General features: G+C 42.5%; 15 protein-coding genes and 1 pseudogene. 8 read left to right on the forward strand and 8 right to left on the reverse strand.

Annotated elements, in window-relative coordinates; all coding sequences use genetic code 11:
- Positions 1-79 precede the first annotated feature (79 nt).
- Entirely contained in the window at positions 80-454 is a 375-nt protein-coding gene (gene rplS / locus ACG9ZB_RS04590; RefSeq protein WP_004691454.1) for a 50S ribosomal protein L19, read from the forward strand.
- Positions 455-513: 59 nt separating this feature from the next.
- On the opposite strand, the gene ACG9ZB_RS04595 is transcribed toward rplS, so the two are convergent.
- From ACG9ZB_RS04595 to ACG9ZB_RS04605, 3 genes are all read right to left on the reverse strand, one after another.
- The gene (locus ACG9ZB_RS04595; protein WP_419324429.1) at positions 514-1,485 is read right to left on the reverse strand and encodes an esterase/lipase family protein; all 972 of its coding nucleotides are present in this window, start codon (positions 1,483-1,485) and stop codon (positions 514-516) included.
- A 172-nt stretch (positions 1,486-1,657) separates the two neighbouring features.
- A complete protein-coding gene (locus tag ACG9ZB_RS04600; protein WP_419324431.1) occupies positions 1,658-2,611 on the reverse strand; it encodes an esterase/lipase family protein in 954 nt (317 codons plus the stop codon).
- 66 nt (positions 2,612-2,677) lie between these two features.
- Positions 2,678-3,709, reverse strand: coding sequence for a lipase secretion chaperone (locus ACG9ZB_RS04605; RefSeq protein ID WP_419324433.1), 1,032 nt, complete (start codon positions 3,707-3,709; stop codon positions 2,678-2,680).
- Positions 3,710-3,863: 154 nt separating this feature from the next.
- On the opposite strand from ACG9ZB_RS04605, the gene truB reads away from it, so the two are divergent.
- The 3 genes from truB to ACG9ZB_RS04620 all read left to right on the forward strand — a co-directional run bounded on the left by truB (position 3,864) and on the right by ACG9ZB_RS04620 (position 6,187).
- Complete coding sequence (gene truB, locus ACG9ZB_RS04610; RefSeq protein ID WP_419324435.1) at positions 3,864-4,769, forward strand: tRNA pseudouridine(55) synthase TruB; 906 nt, start codon at positions 3,864-3,866, stop codon at positions 4,767-4,769.
- Positions 4,770-4,803: 34 nt separating this feature from the next.
- On the forward strand, positions 4,804-5,571 hold the full coding sequence (locus tag ACG9ZB_RS04615) for a sulfite exporter TauE/SafE family protein (RefSeq protein ID WP_419324437.1): 768 nt from the start codon (positions 4,804-4,806) through the stop codon (positions 5,569-5,571).
- A 157-nt stretch (positions 5,572-5,728) separates the two neighbouring features.
- Positions 5,729-6,187: a hemerythrin domain-containing protein gene (locus ACG9ZB_RS04620; protein WP_419324439.1), complete on the forward strand. Its 459-nt coding sequence runs from the start codon at positions 5,729-5,731 to the stop codon at positions 6,185-6,187.
- A gap of 41 nt (positions 6,188-6,228) precedes the next feature.
- Here ACG9ZB_RS04620 and ACG9ZB_RS04625 read toward each other — a convergent pair whose 3' ends face one another.
- The 3 genes from ACG9ZB_RS04625 to serA all read right to left on the reverse strand — a co-directional run bounded on the left by ACG9ZB_RS04625 (position 6,229) and on the right by serA (position 9,526).
- Positions 6,229-7,101 (reverse strand): EamA family transporter, encoded by an 873-nt coding sequence (locus ACG9ZB_RS04625; RefSeq protein ID WP_201706839.1) that lies wholly within the window; start codon positions 7,099-7,101, stop codon positions 6,229-6,231.
- 178 nt (positions 7,102-7,279) lie between these two features.
- A complete protein-coding gene (locus ACG9ZB_RS04630; protein WP_419324442.1) occupies positions 7,280-8,155 on the reverse strand; it encodes an EamA family transporter in 876 nt (291 codons plus the stop codon).
- A gap of 138 nt (positions 8,156-8,293) precedes the next feature.
- Positions 8,294-9,526, reverse strand: a complete 1,233-nt coding sequence (gene serA / locus ACG9ZB_RS04635; RefSeq protein WP_004691438.1) for a phosphoglycerate dehydrogenase — start codon at positions 9,524-9,526, stop codon at positions 8,294-8,296.
- A gap of 364 nt (positions 9,527-9,890) precedes the next feature.
- Here serA and ACG9ZB_RS04640 point away from each other — a divergent pair, with 364 nt between their 5' ends.
- The 4 genes and pseudogenes from ACG9ZB_RS04640 to ACG9ZB_RS04655 all read left to right on the forward strand — a co-directional run bounded on the left by ACG9ZB_RS04640 (position 9,891) and on the right by ACG9ZB_RS04655 (position 13,609).
- Complete coding sequence (locus tag ACG9ZB_RS04640; RefSeq protein WP_419324444.1) at positions 9,891-11,300, forward strand: FAD-binding oxidoreductase; 1,410 nt, start codon at positions 9,891-9,893, stop codon at positions 11,298-11,300.
- A gap of 140 nt (positions 11,301-11,440) precedes the next feature.
- Positions 11,441-11,812, forward strand: coding sequence for a hypothetical protein (locus tag ACG9ZB_RS04645; protein ID WP_419324445.1), 372 nt, complete (start codon positions 11,441-11,443; stop codon positions 11,810-11,812).
- 94 nt (positions 11,813-11,906) lie between these two features.
- Positions 11,907-12,077, forward strand: a pseudogene (locus ACG9ZB_RS04650) (AbiH family protein); the annotation flags it as partial.
- A 302-nt stretch (positions 12,078-12,379) separates the two neighbouring features.
- Positions 12,380-13,609, forward strand: a complete 1,230-nt coding sequence (locus ACG9ZB_RS04655; RefSeq protein ID WP_419324447.1) for an MFS transporter — start codon at positions 12,380-12,382, stop codon at positions 13,607-13,609.
- 115 nt (positions 13,610-13,724) lie between these two features.
- Here the strand turns inward: ACG9ZB_RS04655 and ACG9ZB_RS04660 are convergent, their stop codons facing one another.
- On the reverse strand, positions 13,725-14,024 hold the full coding sequence (locus tag ACG9ZB_RS04660; RefSeq protein ID WP_419324449.1) for a DUF3817 domain-containing protein: 300 nt from the start codon (positions 14,022-14,024) through the stop codon (positions 13,725-13,727).
- A gap of 114 nt (positions 14,025-14,138) precedes the next feature.
- Complete coding sequence (gene yccS / locus ACG9ZB_RS04665; RefSeq protein WP_419324450.1) at positions 14,139-16,289, reverse strand: YccS family putative transporter; 2,151 nt, start codon at positions 16,287-16,289, stop codon at positions 14,139-14,141.
- Positions 16,290-16,311 lie beyond the last annotated feature (22 nt).

Raw genomic sequence — 16,311 nt, forward strand, 5'->3', positions numbered from 1 at the left:
TAATCGGGTCTATGCGATTTAGCCTCTATACCCAGCGGATATCAGACCTCTTCTGACCCGCACATATTGGAGATACCCCATGAGCGGTAAGCATCCTTTAGTACAAGCTGTTGAAAATGCGCAGCTTAAACAAGACATCCCAGCTTTTGCACCAGGCGATACAGTTATCGTTCAGGTTAAAGTAAAAGAGGGTGACCGTGAGCGTCTTCAGGCATTTGAAGGTGTTGTAATCGCGAAGAAAAACCGTGGTTTGAACTCTGCTTTCACAGTACGTAAAATTTCTAGCGGTGTTGGTGTTGAGCGTGTTTTCCAAACTCACTCTCCAATCGTTGCTAAAATCGAAGTGAAACGTCGTGGTGACGTTCGTCGTGCTAAACTTTACTACCTACGTGAATTGTCTGGTAAAGCTGCACGTATTCGTGAAAAGTTACCAGCTCGTAAAGTTAAAGCTTAATTGTAAGTTTTATACGAGTAAAAAATGCGCCCAATGGCGCATTTTTTTATGCCTAAATTTTAGAGTCCTTGAAGTTTCAAGCGGTTCGCATGTTGACGGTAAACATCAACAGGGTCTGGAGCAAAAATAGAACGTAGACCAAAGAACTGGTTAATCACATCTAAATGGTTCCAATTATAGTTATCGCGCACGGTCTTGCCATACTTGGCACTACAACGTGAGACTAAGCCATCATTATCATTAGGCGCTTGCATGAGTAAGCCTGTCGCACCCAATAATGAGTCTGGATCAAGAATATTGGTTAATGTTGAGTTGCCAGAGAAAGAGTAAAAATAAACTCCATTTTCTTTCGCTAAGCCTTCACCACAGCTTGTTTTTGGCATACCCAGTGGATATTTCTGTGCAAAAGCTTTAGACCCAGCTTGACTTAAGCTTTTACCCGCACCGAGTGCATCATGTGGAAGTAAATTCGGATTTTGCTGTTGTGCCCAAACAATAGCTTTGGACCCAAAGTTGATTAAGCCTACCAGCGGTTGTTCTAGCGGCGTACCTTGCGCGGAAATAATCAAATCGGCCACCGGAGAGCCTTTTAAAGGACTAGAAATGGCTGTTGCAGACGCGATTTTATTGGGCATAACATTTGAGACATAGGCAATACTATGTCCGCCGTGACTATGACCAAGCAAATTGACTTTGGGTGCTCCTGTAATCGCTAAGATTTCATCCACTTGTTGCAGCAGTTGTTCACCACGCACTTCAGAGGTGTTGAATGGAGAAACGCGTGTTGCCCATGCGTTTGCACCGTTACGGGCTAAATCTGGCAAGATTTGATACCAGTAATCCACACCAAGTTCATCGGTTCCTGCTCGAATCCAGCCACCCATACCATGTGCAAAAACCAAAGGGTATTTGGTCTTTGCATAACTAGATGCAACGTAGTTTGATTTAATTTGTGAAGCAGCTGCTTGCGTTTGTGTAGCAGCAAGTGCGCAGGTCGACAGCAGTCCAGCTATCAATAATCCATATTTCATTGATCATCCTCGTTTTTTATTTTTTATGACGACAATTTAAGTTGTCAAAATGAGTATAAAGGTGAGAGAGGAGGAACGTGGAGAAATCCGATTAAATGAAATACAGTTTGTAACTGGATAATTCTAGGAGACATCCCTCCGAAACGTTAAAGATTCGAAGGGAAAAATAGAACTAGAGTCCTTGAAGTTTTAAGCGATTGGCATGTTGGCGATAGACATCAACAGGGTCTGCGCTAAATAGTCCACGTAGCCCCATAACTTGGTTGACCTCATCTAAATGGTTCCAGTCATAGTTATCACGGATGACTTTACCGAAGTGTGTACTACAGCGTGCCACTAAACCATCATTGTCTAAATGGCCATAGGCCAAAGGCCCCAACAGTGAGATCGCACTGTCTGCAACATCGAGAATGTTCGTGACTTGAGACGTGCCAGTCCACGAATAGTAATATACGCCATTGCTTGATGTTGCACCGCTCTTGTTACAGTCTGAAGCCAGTGCTGTTGTTGGATATTTCTGATTAAAAACACGGGAACCTTGCTCACTAATTGAGGTGAGTGATGCTGTTAAATTGCTTTTTAAGGCAGGGTTACTTTGCCCATAAGCAAGCATAGGGCCAATAATATAATCCGCCGCTAGGCTGAGCAGTTGTGTTCCACCTTGATTGGCAAGAAGCTGGTCTGCCACTTTTGAACCTCTAAATGTTGCTCCCACACCTGTCAGTGAGGCCACATATTGCGGTTTAACTGCTTCTACATAGCGAATGGTTGGTCCGCCATGGCTATGTCCAATCAAATTAACCTTGGGCTTGCCAGTCAGGGCGATGACTTCTTCAACTTGTTGTAGTAACTGTTCACCACGTACTTCAGTTGATTCAAGTGGGGAAATTTGTGCTGCAAAGGTGGTTGCACCATTTCGAGCCAAGTCGGGTAAAATTTGATACCAGTAATCCAGTCCAAGTTCGGCAACGCCCACTCGGCTAAACCCAAACATGCCATGGGTAAATAGCAATGGATATTTAGTTTGAGCATAATTAGTTTTTACGCTTGCAGTCACCGTCTGTAATCCAGCTGTGGCTGTGGTTGCGCTGAGTCCAAGGCTGGTAACCAGACCTACGAGTGACATTGTTTGTATAATTCTTTTCGTTATAAACATTTTTTTCATCCTGAAAAAGTCAAACACGGTATAGCTTTAATCTGCGAACGGAAGTTTTCCTCCTGTGTCATGCGTGGTTTCAAAGGCTCCTAGTCGAAGTTGTTCTTGTGAATTATTAAACTGTTGATCACGTAGTTTTTGAATGGCTTGCTGCTGTGCGTCTTGATTCATATTGCTTTTAAGAATGCTGTCGCGTTGTTCTAAGTAAGTGCTGACCCGAGATTTCCAATTGTTTCGATCTTGGTCGAGTTTTTCTAGGCGTACGGTCGCTTCGGCACCGACAAGATTCTGGCGCATTTGGCGAATTTCTTCGGCAGAACCGCCGCGTGCTTTAATATCTGAGGTCAGTTTACGCAGATCTTCGAGTTTGGAGAGTTGTTCTAGGTTTTCTTTCCAATCTTCAGGCAGTTGAGCAAACAGCTCTTTTAGTTTTTGGGCTTTTTGTACTTCAGTTAAGGACTGATCTGCCATGATGCTCATGCGGTCTAAGGTATATTCATGGTAGGTATTTTCAGCGCCAAAGAGGCCTTCGATTTCATAGTCGGAAAAGAACTGGCTACGTAGGTTTTTCATCGAAGTAAAAATTTTACGATAGTACTCAGGGTCTTCTTTATTTAGGCTTGGCTCCTTCAGGCTCCCCAATTGCACACGATAATCTAAATAACGAGTCCACAGATCTAAAATTTGCTTAAGCGCAGGTTCTTGATAACCTTCCTGGATATAGTCTTTAAAATCTTGCTTGATCTGGTCAATATTTTTTTCACCATATTGGGTGATAAAATATTCAAAACAGTTACGTGTTTGTTCATTAACAACTAAGCGATTACCTTGGTCGAGCACCAGTTGGCAGTTGATTTCGGTGTCCTGTTGGCTGTTACTGACAAAAGGCAGCCCTGAAGCATGTGGCAAGTCTGACGCTGCGGGTAATAAGCCTGTCGTATTTTGAGCACTAGAGCTAATCGGCCCTTGGTTTGAGCCAACAGTTGCATTGGGTGCGAGCCAAATGAGAAAACCAAGAATGACAACGATGATCACGGCGAAAATGAGCCATAATTTCTTTTTTTGCATATCCTATGCCTAACATCCCTATTGTATTTTTTATTTGGTTCATATGAATGAACTCAATTTATTCTGAAACAAAAGGGCAAATAAACAACAGAAAAGTTGTAAAACTAGACAAGCGGTTGATAGTATTGCGGCAGCTTTAAGACGTGTCTATGTTATGAAATCATCTGCTTCAAAAATCCAGCGCCGTGCCGTGAATGGTGTATTTTTATTGAATAAGCCATTGGGGATCAGTTCAAATGCGGCATTGCAAAAAGTGCGCTGGTTATACCGTGCGCAAAAGGCGGGGCATACGGGAGCGCTTGATCCATTGGCATCGGGACTGCTGCCGATTTGTTTGGGCGAAGCAACCAAGTTTTCGCACTTTTTGTTGGACTCGGTGAAGCGCTATCAAACCACCATTCAGCTGGGTCACAGTAGCACCACAGGTGATGTAGAAGGCGAGCAGTTGTTAGAGCAGGCTGTACCTGAGTTAACCGAAGATTTGATTGAAGCCGTTTTGGATCAGTTTGTGGGTGATATTAAGCAAGTTCCACCAATGTATTCCGCTTTGAAGAAAGATGGTCGTCCTTTATATGAGCTAGCCCGTAAAGGGATTGAAATTGAGCGTGAAGCCCGTCCGGTTACCATCTCTGCGATTGAGTTGCTTTCATTCACAGCAGACAGCGTCACCCTTGATATTACCTGCTCGAAAGGTACATATATTCGTGTTTTAGGCGAAGATATTGCGAAGGCATTGGGTACTTATGGTCATTTAACTTATTTACACCGCATTAAAACAGGTCATTTTGATCTGATTCCAAGTTATACCATTGAGTATTTGGAAGGTTTGTCTGAACAAGAGCGCGAAGCACTGTTGTTACCTGTATATGCACCTGTAGATCATTTTCCTAAAGTACAAGTTCCAGAAGGACGCAGTGAATATTTTAGTCGCGGTATGGAAAGTAATATTGAGCATACAGCCGAAGCACAGGTCTTGGTTTTCGATGGGGAAAAATGCTTAGGCTTGGCTGAAATTACGGATAAGAAAAGATTGGTTCCAAAGCGGGTTTTAAATCTATAATCGAAATATATCACTCGGTAAAAAAGGATAAGGCGTGGACATTGACATTATTATCAGTCTGATCTTTTTTGCCTTTTGTGCAGGCGCAATTGACGCTGCCGTCGGTGGTGGTGGGCTGGTCCAAATTCCCGCTTTGATGAATGCATTTCCGTCGATGGCGCCTGCTACTTTATTTGGCACCAACAAATTAGCGGCAGTGGTGGGTACAGCTACTTCCGCCGTTTCCTTTGCTCGCAAAGTTCGCTTTGAATGGAAACTTTTGGCTGTGGTCGCAGTGTGTGCCACCATCAGTTCATTTTGGGGCGCGGCCAGTGTGGCCATGATTCCAAAAGAAGTTCTCCAACCCTTTGTCTTGCTCATGTTGATTGTGATGGCGGTCTATACCCTCATGAAGAAGCAATTTGGGCAAGTGCATATGGCGCAAACTGTGACGCCTAAAATTTTGTTGTTGGCGGGTCTCGGAAGTTTAGCCATTGGCTTTTATGATGGTTTGTTTGGCCCAGGCACGGGCAGTTTCTTTATTTTCTATTTTATTCGCTATTTACGCGTTGATTTTTTGCATGCGGCGGCATTGGCTAAAATTGGCAATGTGATGACCAATCTTGCAGCGCTAAGCTTTTTCATTCCCTCAGGGCATGTGCTCTTTGCTTTAGGAGGCATGATGGCCGTCGCAAATATGATCGGGTCTATTTGTGGGGTAAAAATGGCGCTGAAATATGGCAGCGGCTTTATTCGTATTTTATTTCTTATTTTGGTGACAATTCTGATCGTAAGATTGAGTTATCAAATGTTTTTGATGTAATGGTGAGATAGCTTTAAAACTTCATTACAAAAAACGCGTAGTCTGTGACCTCATTTCTCGTTTATTGCATTTAAGATAAATACAGCGCACTTAATGCTGTGCCAAGAAGCTTTGCAATAAAAATGATGTTTTAAGCTGAACGGAACTGGAGCATAGAATGAATATATTTGAAGCCTTAAGACAAAGTCACGTTATACAACGAAATTTGGCTGAACGACTACTCGAAACTTCAGGGGATACGCCTGAGCGCCGTGAGCTATTTGAACGCCTTAAAAATGAATTATTTGCCCATGCTGTGGCAGAAGATCGTTATTTTTATATCCCTTTAATGATGACTGATTCGGGCCTCAACATTACCCGCCATGCTTTGGCAGAGCACCATAAAATGGATGAGTTATTGGAGCAACTGACGGAGACGGAATTCTCCAATCCGGGTTGGTTGGCAATTGCAAAAAAATTATCGGAAACCATACATCATCACTTACAAGAAGAAGAGCATGGTTTCTTTCAGCAAGCAGGAAAAATTTTACTCGATGCTGAAAAGACTGCACTCGCTAAGCAGTATCAGCAGGAATACAAAAAGTACAAAAAAATTGAAAAAGACAGTTTGGTTTAAGTCCATTTTAAACAAAAGATGGCGAGTGCCATCTTTTGTGATTAAATCGCGTCATCACTTTGCTGTTTGGCTCTAAAGGTAACCCCAACAGAGGCAATCATAATGCAAACCAGCGCCAACGTTTGCCACATGCTAATTTGTTCTTTCAGTAGTAACCAACCTGCCAAGGCTGCTAAAGCCGGTGACAAACTTGAAAGCGTCCCATAGCTGAGTTTACTTAAACGTTTCAAAGCCATGAGGTCTAGAGCATAGGGAATGGTTGTGGCGAGTAGTGCAATCAATAAGGCTTTGGGCCAGTATTCCGTTTGCATTAGCGCTGTAGGGTTATGCGTGGCGCTAATGGGCAGTAGCACCAAGGCTGAGATCACAATAGCAATACTGAGGGCATGCATGCCGATATTTTGACGGACGACTTTTTGCCCAAAATAAATATACAGCGCCCAGCACGCACCCGCCAAAACCGCAAATGCAGCACCTAAGAAAGAGAAGTTGGTTGCATTGGCTTGATGCCACGGCACCATCAGTGCAATGCCTAAAATCGCTAATCCGACCCAAATATAATCACGACGTTGTTTAATCGAGAGTAGCGCTAAAGTTAAAGGGCCTAAAAACTCTAAACCTACGGCAATACCTTGCGGCAGTTTACCCAGCGAAGCGTAGAATAAAATATTCATGAGGCATAAGGCTGCCGTGTAGCTGAGTAAATCTTTCCACTTTAAATGCGGTAGGCGTTTCATGATGCTCCATGAGCGGAACATCAGCACAATTAAAATTGCTGCAAAGCACAGTCTAAGGGTCACCACGGTTAGCGGGTCAAGGATGGCAATCAACTGCTTGGCAAAAGAAGCACTGATTTGATAGGACAGCATGGACAAGACCATGAACATCACTGCCATCAGTTGAGAATTAGGCATCATGCACACATTAGGTCATGGAGACCTGTTATTTTAAGAAGGTGGATTAGTATAACGATTCACAACCCAAGTTGGATGCTGAATAAGCTGATTTTTTGAAATGCAACGACATGAATTTAAAAGTAATCGATAGAACCGTTGGATTTAAAAGCTAAATTCAAACTCTGGATTACATCGTTTAAACTGTAGTTTGGCGGTTTTTCTGAGCTGTATAGGTACAACCAATAGATGCCATGATAATCACGCTAAGTGCAAGCCACTGTGACCACAATAGTTGCTCGCCTAGAAAGACAAAACCAGACAGTGCTGCAATGGCAGGCTCAAGGCTCATGAGCGTTCCAAAACTTAGAGCGGTTAAATTGCGTAGCGCAATCATTTCCAAGCTAAAAGGCAAAGCGCTGGCTAAAACTGCTAAAGCCACGAAATAAATCAGGTTTGAGGGTTCAAACACATTTGTGGGTAAACCACTGAATAGGGCAAGCGGCATTAATATCAGCATGCCGACAAACATACCTAAGCACACGGTATGATTGCCCGAAACACCCGATGGGCGCTGCCCCGCCACGATATACAAGGCCCAACATGCACCTGCACCTAGTGCAAATGCGATCCCAAGAGGATCTAAAGGTTGAGCTGCTTGGTCGAAAGGAAAAAGTAAAACCAAGCCTAAAATAGCCAGCCCGACCCAAACAAAGTCAAAGCGTTGTTTGGCATAAAACAGCGCAACACTGAGCGGGCCAATAAACTCAAACGAGACTGCAATGCCGAGTGGCAGGCGAGCAATGGATAAATAAAACAATAGGTTCATCCCTGCCAAGGCAAAACCATAGCTGAGAATGGCTTTATATTTGACTTGCTTAAAATCAACCTGCCAAATTTTAAACAGCACGGCCAAAATGATTGATCCCAACAGCAAGCGCATGGCGGAAACAGTTAAAATGGGAAATTGATCGAACAGCACTTTGGCCAGTGAACCACTACTTTGCAAGCTGAGCATTGCAATCAGCAATAAAAAGGTCGCTTGGAGGCGGGGAGTACTTTTTAGATTTGGCATTATTAGAATACTAGATAGAGAAATGAATACTTGCAAAAAGTAGCGGAGAATGTGCTTGGGTCGCACATAAAATTTTAACAAGTATTCAAAAATAAAAAAACCACAGCTTGGCAGCTGTGGTTTTTAAATAGAGTCGAATTAGAACAATACGCGAACGCGGATTGTGCCTTCAACGTCTTGTAGAGTATCTAAAGCTTCTTGAGATGCTGTTGCATCTACATCCATTACCAAGTAACCGACATCCCCTTTGGTCATTAAAGACTGACCAGAAATGTTGATGCCGTGTTCAGCAAACAAGTTGTTGATTTTTGACAACACGCCTGGCACGTTTTTATGAATGTGAAGTAAACGGTGTTTGCCTTCAGTCAACGGTAACGCGATTTCTGGGAAGTTCACCGCAGATAAAGTCATCCCTTTATCTGAATATGAAACGAATTTCTCAGCCACTTCTAAACCAATGTTTGCTTGCGCTTCCATGGTCGAACCACCTACGTGAGGGGTTAAGATCACGTTTGGAATGTTACGTAGTGGAGAAATAAATTCTTCACCATTGGCTTTTGGTTCTTTCGGGAACACGTCAACCGCAGCACCAGCAACATGACCTGATTTCAAAGCATCTGCTAAGTCTTCAATCACGACACATGTACCACGTGCAGCATTGATGAAGATTGCACCTTCTTTCATTTGTGCAAATTTTTCTTTGGTCATGAAGTTACGTGTAGACGGAACATCAGGTACATGCAAAGAAACCACGTCAGCATTGGCTAAAAGTTCGTTTAAGCTACCGACTTGACGTGCATTACCTAATGGTAGTTTTGTTACTGTGTCGAAGTAGATCACTTTCATACCTAAGCTTTCAGCAAGGACAGAAAGTTGTGAACCGATTGAACCGTAACCGACAATCCCTAAAGTTTTACCACGAGTTTCGAACGAACCAACAGCTGACTTGTTCCAACCGCCTGCATGTGTATCTGTCGATTTTTCAGGTACACGGCGAAGAAGAAGAATAGCTTCAGCAAGTACAAGTTCAGCCACTGAACGTGTATTTGAGTATGGTGCGTTAAATACTGGAATACCACGAACCATCGCAGCATTTAAGTTCACTTGGTTGGTACCAATACAGAAACAACCAACAGCGATTAATTTATTCGCTGCTTCAAACACTTCTTCAGTGAGTTGTGTACGGGAACGAATACCAATGAAATGTGCATCTTTAATCGCTTCTTTCAACGCTTCACCTTCAAGCGCTGTTTTACGATAATCGATGTTGGTGTATCCGGCAGCATTTAGTGTGTCGATTGCGTTTTGGTGGACGCCTTCTAACAACAAGAAACGAATTTTATCTTTAGGAAGTGAAAGATGTTGGCTCATTACGGCTCCGCTACAAAGGCCAAATTTAGTGGCGATATAATAGCACGTACCGCGCCCGATATACATTTCCTTTATGCGGACTCTGCTGGGTATTTTTAACCTCTATGGTGCCTAAAAAAGTCTTTTTGGTCTAATTAAACTAATCATTTCAAAGGTATCCTGAATAAAACAGCTTTTTCTGCGGGAAACAGAAAAAATGCCTTATAATATGACTCCGTGAAAATAAGCCAGTTGCACACTGCTGCTTAAATCCTCACGAACTGCCTGAGCCTTAGGGCATGGAAAGACTGAAATGAAGCGCTTTTCATGCAGAGAACCCTAGCGCCACAAACAACTTGTTTACTTCTTGCAAGGTCTGAAAACGATGAATGCTCCAGTCGCTTTAACCCCAGAGTTATTGACCCAATTGACAGCAATTGTAGGTGAAAACCGCATTAAAACCGATGTGGATAGCCTTGAAAATTGGGGACGAGATCATACCAAACATTTTGATCCAAACCCATCAGTCATCGTTTTTCCATCGAGCACGGAACAAGTGCAAGCGGTTGTGAAACTTGCAAATGAGTTTAATGTTGCGATTACACCATCAGGCGGGCGTACTGGCTTATCTGCCGGTGCAGTTGCTGCCAACGGTGAAATTGTGGTGAGCATGGACAAGATGAACCAAATTTTGGAATTCTTCCCAGCAGACCGTATGGTTCGCGTCCAAGCAGGCGTGGTGACTGAACAGCTGCAAAACTATGCTGAAGAGCAAGGCATGTATTACCCCGTCGATTTTGCTTCTGCGGGTTCGAGTCAAATTGGTGGAAACATTGGCACCAATGCCGGCGGTATCAAAGTCATTAAATACGGCATGACGCGTAACTGGGTACTCGGTTTAACTGTAGTTACGGGTAAGGGTGATGTGCTGCGTTTGAACAAAGGCATGATCAAAAACGCGACGGGTTATGCACTGCAACATTTATTCATTGGTGGTGAAGGGACACTGGGCTTAGTGACTGAAGCTGAAATCAAGCTAGAACGCCAACCGCAAGACCTTCAAGTAATGGTATTGGGCGTGCCTGACTTTGATGCGGTGATGCCTGTACTACATGCTTTCCAAGCAAAAATTGACCTGACTGCATTTGAGTTCTTTGGTGAACTGGCAATGCAAAAAGTGTTGGCACATGGTCATGTACAACGTCCATTCGAAACCGAGTGTCCATTCTATGTATTGTTAGAATTTGAAGCGCCATTTGAGCCAATTATGGACAAGGCGATGGAAATTTTTGAGCACTGCATGGAGCAAGGCTGGGTACTGGATGGCGTGTTGAGCCAAAGCCTCGATCAAGTGGAAAGCTTATGGCGCTTACGTGAAGACATTTCTGAGTCGATTGCTCCATTTACACCATACAAAAACGATATTTCAGTGTTGATTACCCACGTTCCTGCATTTATTAAAGAAATTGATACCATTGTGGCAAGCAACTACCCAGACTTTGAAATCTGCTGGTTCGGCCATATTGGTGACGGTAATTTACACTTAAATATTTTAAAACCGGCTGAATTAAGCAAAGACGAATTCTTTGCCAAATGTCAGGTAGTGAATAAATATGTCTTTGAAACTGTGAAAAAATACGACGGTTCAATTTCTGCGGAGCACGGTGTTGGTATGACCAAAAAGCCATACCTTGAATACACGCGTTCGGTGGAAGAAATTGAATATATGAAGGCATTGAAGCAAGTTTTCGATCCAAATGGCATTATGAACCCAGGTAAATTATTCGACGTTTAAGTTCGAATTGGGTTTTAAAAGCGCATCCATCGTGATGCGCTTTTTTATGGCTGAAGGAACTGAATTACATTTACTAAATAGTGTAATAGCCCTAAAAAAGGCATGATGGACTGATAAATAATGAATTTTGGGAGGGATTTATGTTGCGTCTTATTTTAGCTTCAGTCGTATGTGTGGGATTATTGTCAGGTTGTGCGACGACAAAAGAGTTAGTAAATAAAGTCGGTTCGTCAGATACGCCGTTGGCTCAGGTACTCAAAGAGCGTCCAGATTTGCGTAATGAGTTGGCTACGGTTGAAATCCGCCAGTACTTTAATACAGTTGAGTCACCGACTGCGGCAGAAATTAAAGTGACTGAAACAGGGTTGCTAGATGATTCGGTAAAGTCGGTGCGTACCGTGTATAACTTTAAGTTGGTCGATGGAGACTGGGAAAAAACTGCGACGAAAACCTCTTACCAATGTGCGCGTGGTAAAAATACCAAAAACTTCCAAACAGCGAAGTGTGCATAATAAATCTTTGATTTATGGTTGAAATATAGGCGAGTCTGCCTCATAAAAAGCGTATCGGTTGATGCGCTTTTTTGCTTTTTGGGGTTTTATAAAAATGAATATTTTGATTGTTGGGAACGGTTTTGATCTGTCGCATTATTTACCGACGAAGTACGATCATTTTATGGCCGCAATGGAAGCAATAGAAAATTGGGATGTGTCAAAAGGTGAAATGAACTTTGATGATCTGTTTAGTGCTTTATATGAGAAAGAAGACTATTTTTTTTGATAAAACAAAAGCGCCTAATACAAAACCAAATAAGACAGATGAAACTTAAAAAAGTAACAATACAAACAGATGCAACACTGCTAAAATAGCTTAACTGAGCTTTGTCGGTGTCACCGCTCGGTCTATTTTAATAACACCTTTTCTAAAAACGCTTTGTGAATACAGCGTAAAACTAGTGTGCATTTCTCGCACCCATTACATTTTTTTATTCAATTTTACAGTGCTTGTCATTGGGCTTAGTCGTCTCTCCCTCTAACTGACTTTGCTCAGGCTTGTACGCATTTTATATGTAGATAACAATGCAAAACGTACAAACTTTAAAGTTAAGCCGTGCCACATTGATGTTTCCTTTGGCATTGGTTTTATTCGAATTTTCGGTCTATATCGGTAACGATTTAGTCCAGCCTGCTATGCTCGCGATTACCCAAGACTTTGGGGTAAGCAGTGCATGGGCACCATCGTCTATGTCCTTTTATTTACTGGGCGGGGCTTGTGTCGCATGGCTACTTGGACCACTTTCAGACCGTTTAGGCCGCAAAAAAGTGCTGCTCTCGGGTGTGGCATTTTTTGTGCTGACCTGCCTTGCAATTTTACTCACTCAAAACATTGAGCCTTTTTTGGCGCTCCGCTTTTTACAAGGCGTGGGGTTATCGATGATTTCTGCGGTGGGTTATGCCGCAGTACAGGAAAGTTTTGAAGAGCGTGATGCTATTAAAGTCATGGCTCTTATGGCGAATATTTCTTTGCTAGCACCGTTACTTGGTCCTGTGGTCGGGGCGTTTATGATTGACCATGTGTCATGGCATTGGGGTTTTATTGGCATCGCCTTTTTGGCTTTTTTAAGTTGGTTTGGTTTAAAAGCCAAAATGCCTGCGACACAACAGCGTCATCCGAAAAAGCCACTGCGCTATATTTGGGATGACTATAAAACGGTCTATAAAAATAAGACCTTTTTGGCGCTCACCTTTGGTTTGCCTATGGTCGCCATGCCATTGATGCTGTGGATTGCGCTGTCGCCTGTGATTTTGGTGGAAGAACTTGGGTTGAGCAGTATGCAATACGGCTTAGCGCAGTTCCCCGTCTTGGGTGGTCTCATTCTGGGCAACATAGTACTGATTAAAGTCATCGACAAAATGGTACTGGGTAAAACTGTGTTACTCGGTTTGCCTTTGATGTTCGTTGGTACACTGTTGGTGGTGCTCGGCACGATTTTCCAAAGCTATTTCTTGCCTTTACTGATTGTGGGGATGACTTTGGTGAGCTTTGGCGAAGGTATTAGTTTTTCTGTGTTATATCGCTTTGCGTTGATGTCATCGGAAGTGTCCAAAGGGACGGTTGCCGCAGCCGTTTCGGTACTGATGATGTTTACCTTCTTCTTCGTGATTGAACTGGTTCGCATGGCTTATGTGGCATTTGGTCTTTGGGCCTATAGCTTGGTCTGCCTGATATTGATTGCACTTTGGTTTAGCTTTCCACGTGCGACCGTGAAAAAAGTGATGAAAAAACGTCTGGAGCGTGGTGTTTACTAAAATTTTATTCGCTGAATTCAGCGAAGTGCACATCATAAAAAAGCGTGCATTCATTTGAATGGGCGCTTTTTTATTAAGGTTTTAAAAAATCCTTTTTAAAGCCAGTTTTTTAAACTTAGGCTTCAGCTTGCTCAGGTTCTAATTTTTTAATTTTGGCATCAAACACAAAAGGTCCAAAAGGTAAGATCGAAGCAATCAAACCTAGAATAAACATCTTCAAAGACCATTTTTGCTTTTCACAGACCACAAACAGCACGATGAGAAAAAGGACAAACAATACGCCATGCCCCATACCCACGTATTTGACTAGGATGGGGTTATCAAAGATATATTTCATTGGCATCGCAACGAATAACAACAGTAAAAAAGAAATCCCTTCTAAAAATCCTACAACACGTAATGTCTGAATGTTCATGGTCAAAAAATCTATGAGAATGAAGCTCGAGTGTACGCAAGAACCAGATAAAAATGAACCACAATACACCCGTACATCATGAACCATTTAAAGATAGTCGTTGTGTCGTCCGTTTTATTTAATGTCTCGGGCCAGCAGTTCAGTTTTTAACTTCAGCAATTCAGGCAAGGTTTCCAGTAGTAGACTGATTTGTTTGAGGACCAAGTGTAAATTCTGACTCATTGTTTCTTGCGCATTTAAACGTTTAATCTCTGCCAGTTTCTGCTGGATGTCGAGTTCAGCTAATGCCTGCTGATGGAGCAGTACATGATTCAGCGTATTTTGACACCACAGCATCAGTTCCAGCACTTGTGTATCCTGCACCAATTCTCGGTGACTTCCCAAAGCAGAAATATAACTGAGTTGACTGTGGCTATATACCAAGTAGCGAAAAGCATGATGTACCAGTTCTGGGTTGGGATTGGGCTCGGTACTGAGACTAGAAATCATGCTTGCAAGTTCAGTTTGAGCATTATGCGCAGTACGACGCGCACTGCGGTAACTCAGACTATTATTTTTGCCCTGTTGGTACTGTTCACAAATGGCATCAAAATAGTTGAGGGTTGCATCGGATGCTTTTTTAATGGTGTTGGAAATATTGCGGAAGTCCCAATCGGGCCAAATAAAACTCACTGCGAACCAAGCAATGGCACAACCAATGAGGGTGTCTATAATTCGCGGTAAAATAATGGCATAACCTGCACCTTTTAAATTAAAAATCAGCAGCACCATGAGTGTTGCCATCAGGGTCGCCATGGCATATTTTTTGGAACTGAGATAGAAAAAGCACACGCCAAAAATAATGCTTAGTAGCAGTTGTCCTTCAATACTCGGCACGAAATACAGCAGTGGAACCCCTAAGACAACGCCCAAAATAGTGCCCAAGGTTCGCATTTTTAAGCGGCTTTTGGTGGCGAAATAACGCATTTGGCAAACAAATAAACTGGTGAGCAAAATCCAATAGCCATGTTGCGCAAAGGGTAGAAGTGAGATGCCATAACCTACAGTAAAGACAAAGGCGATGCGTACAGCATGGCGAAACAGTGCGGATTTGGGGGTGAGATGTTGACTGAGTTTGAGCCACAGATCATGCCAATCATGGATATCATCATCATATAAATTGAGGTTATCAATATGCTGCTGATAACGCTGTTCTTGGCGCGATTGTAGTTCGTTGAGGTGCTGAAAACGTTCATGCACACTGTCTAAATTATTTAAAATCAGTTGTAGGTTTTTGACTTCAATATTGTGTGGATTGTCCCTGACCCAGTCCTGCATGGAACTGTGTAAATTCAGCAATGCTTGATTCGTATTCGGATCTGATACATAGGTTTGATTGTTCAAAATACACCGTGCCAAAGCCTGACAGGAAAGGGCTTGCAGCCGAATATTTTTTTGAATACGAAAAATGAGATCAGTTCGGCTAAAGTTTTGATGTAACTGCTCATAGTGCAAATAATTAGAGCTGGCTTGTTCATGAATGTCTTGAACGAGAAAATAGAGGTTAAGCCAATAAATTATATTTTGGTTAGCGCGAGATGCTTTTAGTCGCGTCAGTAGTGAGCTTTTGGTGTGGTTAAAACTTTGCACCACAGTACTGTTTTGTAGGGATAAATCGTAGAGAAGCGCTTCTACATTGTCTCGATTGTCTGGATCGAATAGACGTGCTTTTGCGTTGAGCAAATCGGCAACTTGATTAAAACAGCGGGCTAAGTTGTCCTGAACGGCCAAGGTGGGTTTAAGGATATAAAACACAATGGCGGTACAGCTATACCACAATGCGCCCAAGACAAAACAACTGGGTTGAAAGTACCACACAGAATATTCACCTAGGCCAAACATACTGTATAGGGAAAGTAGAATGGTGCCAAAGCTCATTGCTGCATAGCGTTGTCCCAGTGCCCCCAGTAAAATAAAACAAGCACTAGACAATGATAAATATAAGATGAAGAGGAATTTATAAGGATGTAAAAAATCTAAAATGCTACTAACACTAAAGAACAAGATACAGACATAGGCTAGGTTTCTGAGACGAATGCTGAGCCTATCATCGAAGTCAGTTAAGGTTGTTGCAATTGCGCCTAATGTGGTCGGAACGATGAACTGTTGCAGTCCTAAAAAATATAAACCTAAGGTTGTGCCACTCAGCACAATCAAGATTTGCAAGCAATACATAAAAATTGCATTAGACTGAAAGGACTGAAACCACTGACGAAAATTGTTCACGATGTAATAGTCTAGTCTTAGT

The organism is Acinetobacter johnsonii (genome assembly GCF_048551975.1).
In the GTDB taxonomy this organism is placed as follows: Bacteria; Pseudomonadota; Gammaproteobacteria; order Pseudomonadales; family Moraxellaceae; genus Acinetobacter; species Acinetobacter johnsonii_A.

What these genes read in the sequence shown, in the direction of transcription:
- serA (WP_004691438.1), bottom strand. Translation starts at nt 9,526, where the DNA reads ATGAGCCAACATCTTTCACTTCCTAAAGATAAAATTCGTTTCTTGTTG.
- ACG9ZB_RS04655 (WP_419324447.1), top strand. Translation starts at nt 12,380, where the DNA reads ATGCAAAACGTACAAACTTTAAAGTTAAGCCGTGCCACATTGATGTTT.
- ACG9ZB_RS04600 (WP_419324431.1), bottom strand. Translation starts at nt 2,611, where the DNA reads ATGTCACTCGTAGGTCTGGTTACCAGCCTTGGACTCAGCGCAACCACA.
- rplS (WP_004691454.1), top strand. Translation starts at nt 80, where the DNA reads ATGAGCGGTAAGCATCCTTTAGTACAAGCTGTTGAAAATGCGCAGCTT.
- ACG9ZB_RS04645 (WP_419324445.1), top strand. Translation starts at nt 11,441, where the DNA reads ATGTTGCGTCTTATTTTAGCTTCAGTCGTATGTGTGGGATTATTGTCA.
- ACG9ZB_RS04625 (WP_201706839.1), bottom strand. Translation starts at nt 7,101, where the DNA reads ATGCCTAATTCTCAACTGATGGCAGTGATGTTCATGGTCTTGTCCATG.
- ACG9ZB_RS04620 (WP_419324439.1), top strand. Translation starts at nt 5,729, where the DNA reads ATGAATATATTTGAAGCCTTAAGACAAAGTCACGTTATACAACGAAAT.
- ACG9ZB_RS04660 (WP_419324449.1), bottom strand. Translation starts at nt 14,024, where the DNA reads ATGAACATTCAGACATTACGTGTTGTAGGATTTTTAGAAGGGATTTCT.
- ACG9ZB_RS04640 (WP_419324444.1), top strand. Translation starts at nt 9,891, where the DNA reads ATGAATGCTCCAGTCGCTTTAACCCCAGAGTTATTGACCCAATTGACA.
- ACG9ZB_RS04595 (WP_419324429.1), bottom strand. Translation starts at nt 1,485, where the DNA reads ATGAAATATGGATTATTGATAGCTGGACTGCTGTCGACCTGCGCACTT.
- ACG9ZB_RS04605 (WP_419324433.1), bottom strand. Translation starts at nt 3,709, where the DNA reads ATGCAAAAAAAGAAATTATGGCTCATTTTCGCCGTGATCATCGTTGTC.
- truB (WP_419324435.1), top strand. Translation starts at nt 3,864, where the DNA reads ATGAAATCATCTGCTTCAAAAATCCAGCGCCGTGCCGTGAATGGTGTA.
- ACG9ZB_RS04630 (WP_419324442.1), bottom strand. Translation starts at nt 8,155, where the DNA reads ATGCCAAATCTAAAAAGTACTCCCCGCCTCCAAGCGACCTTTTTATTG.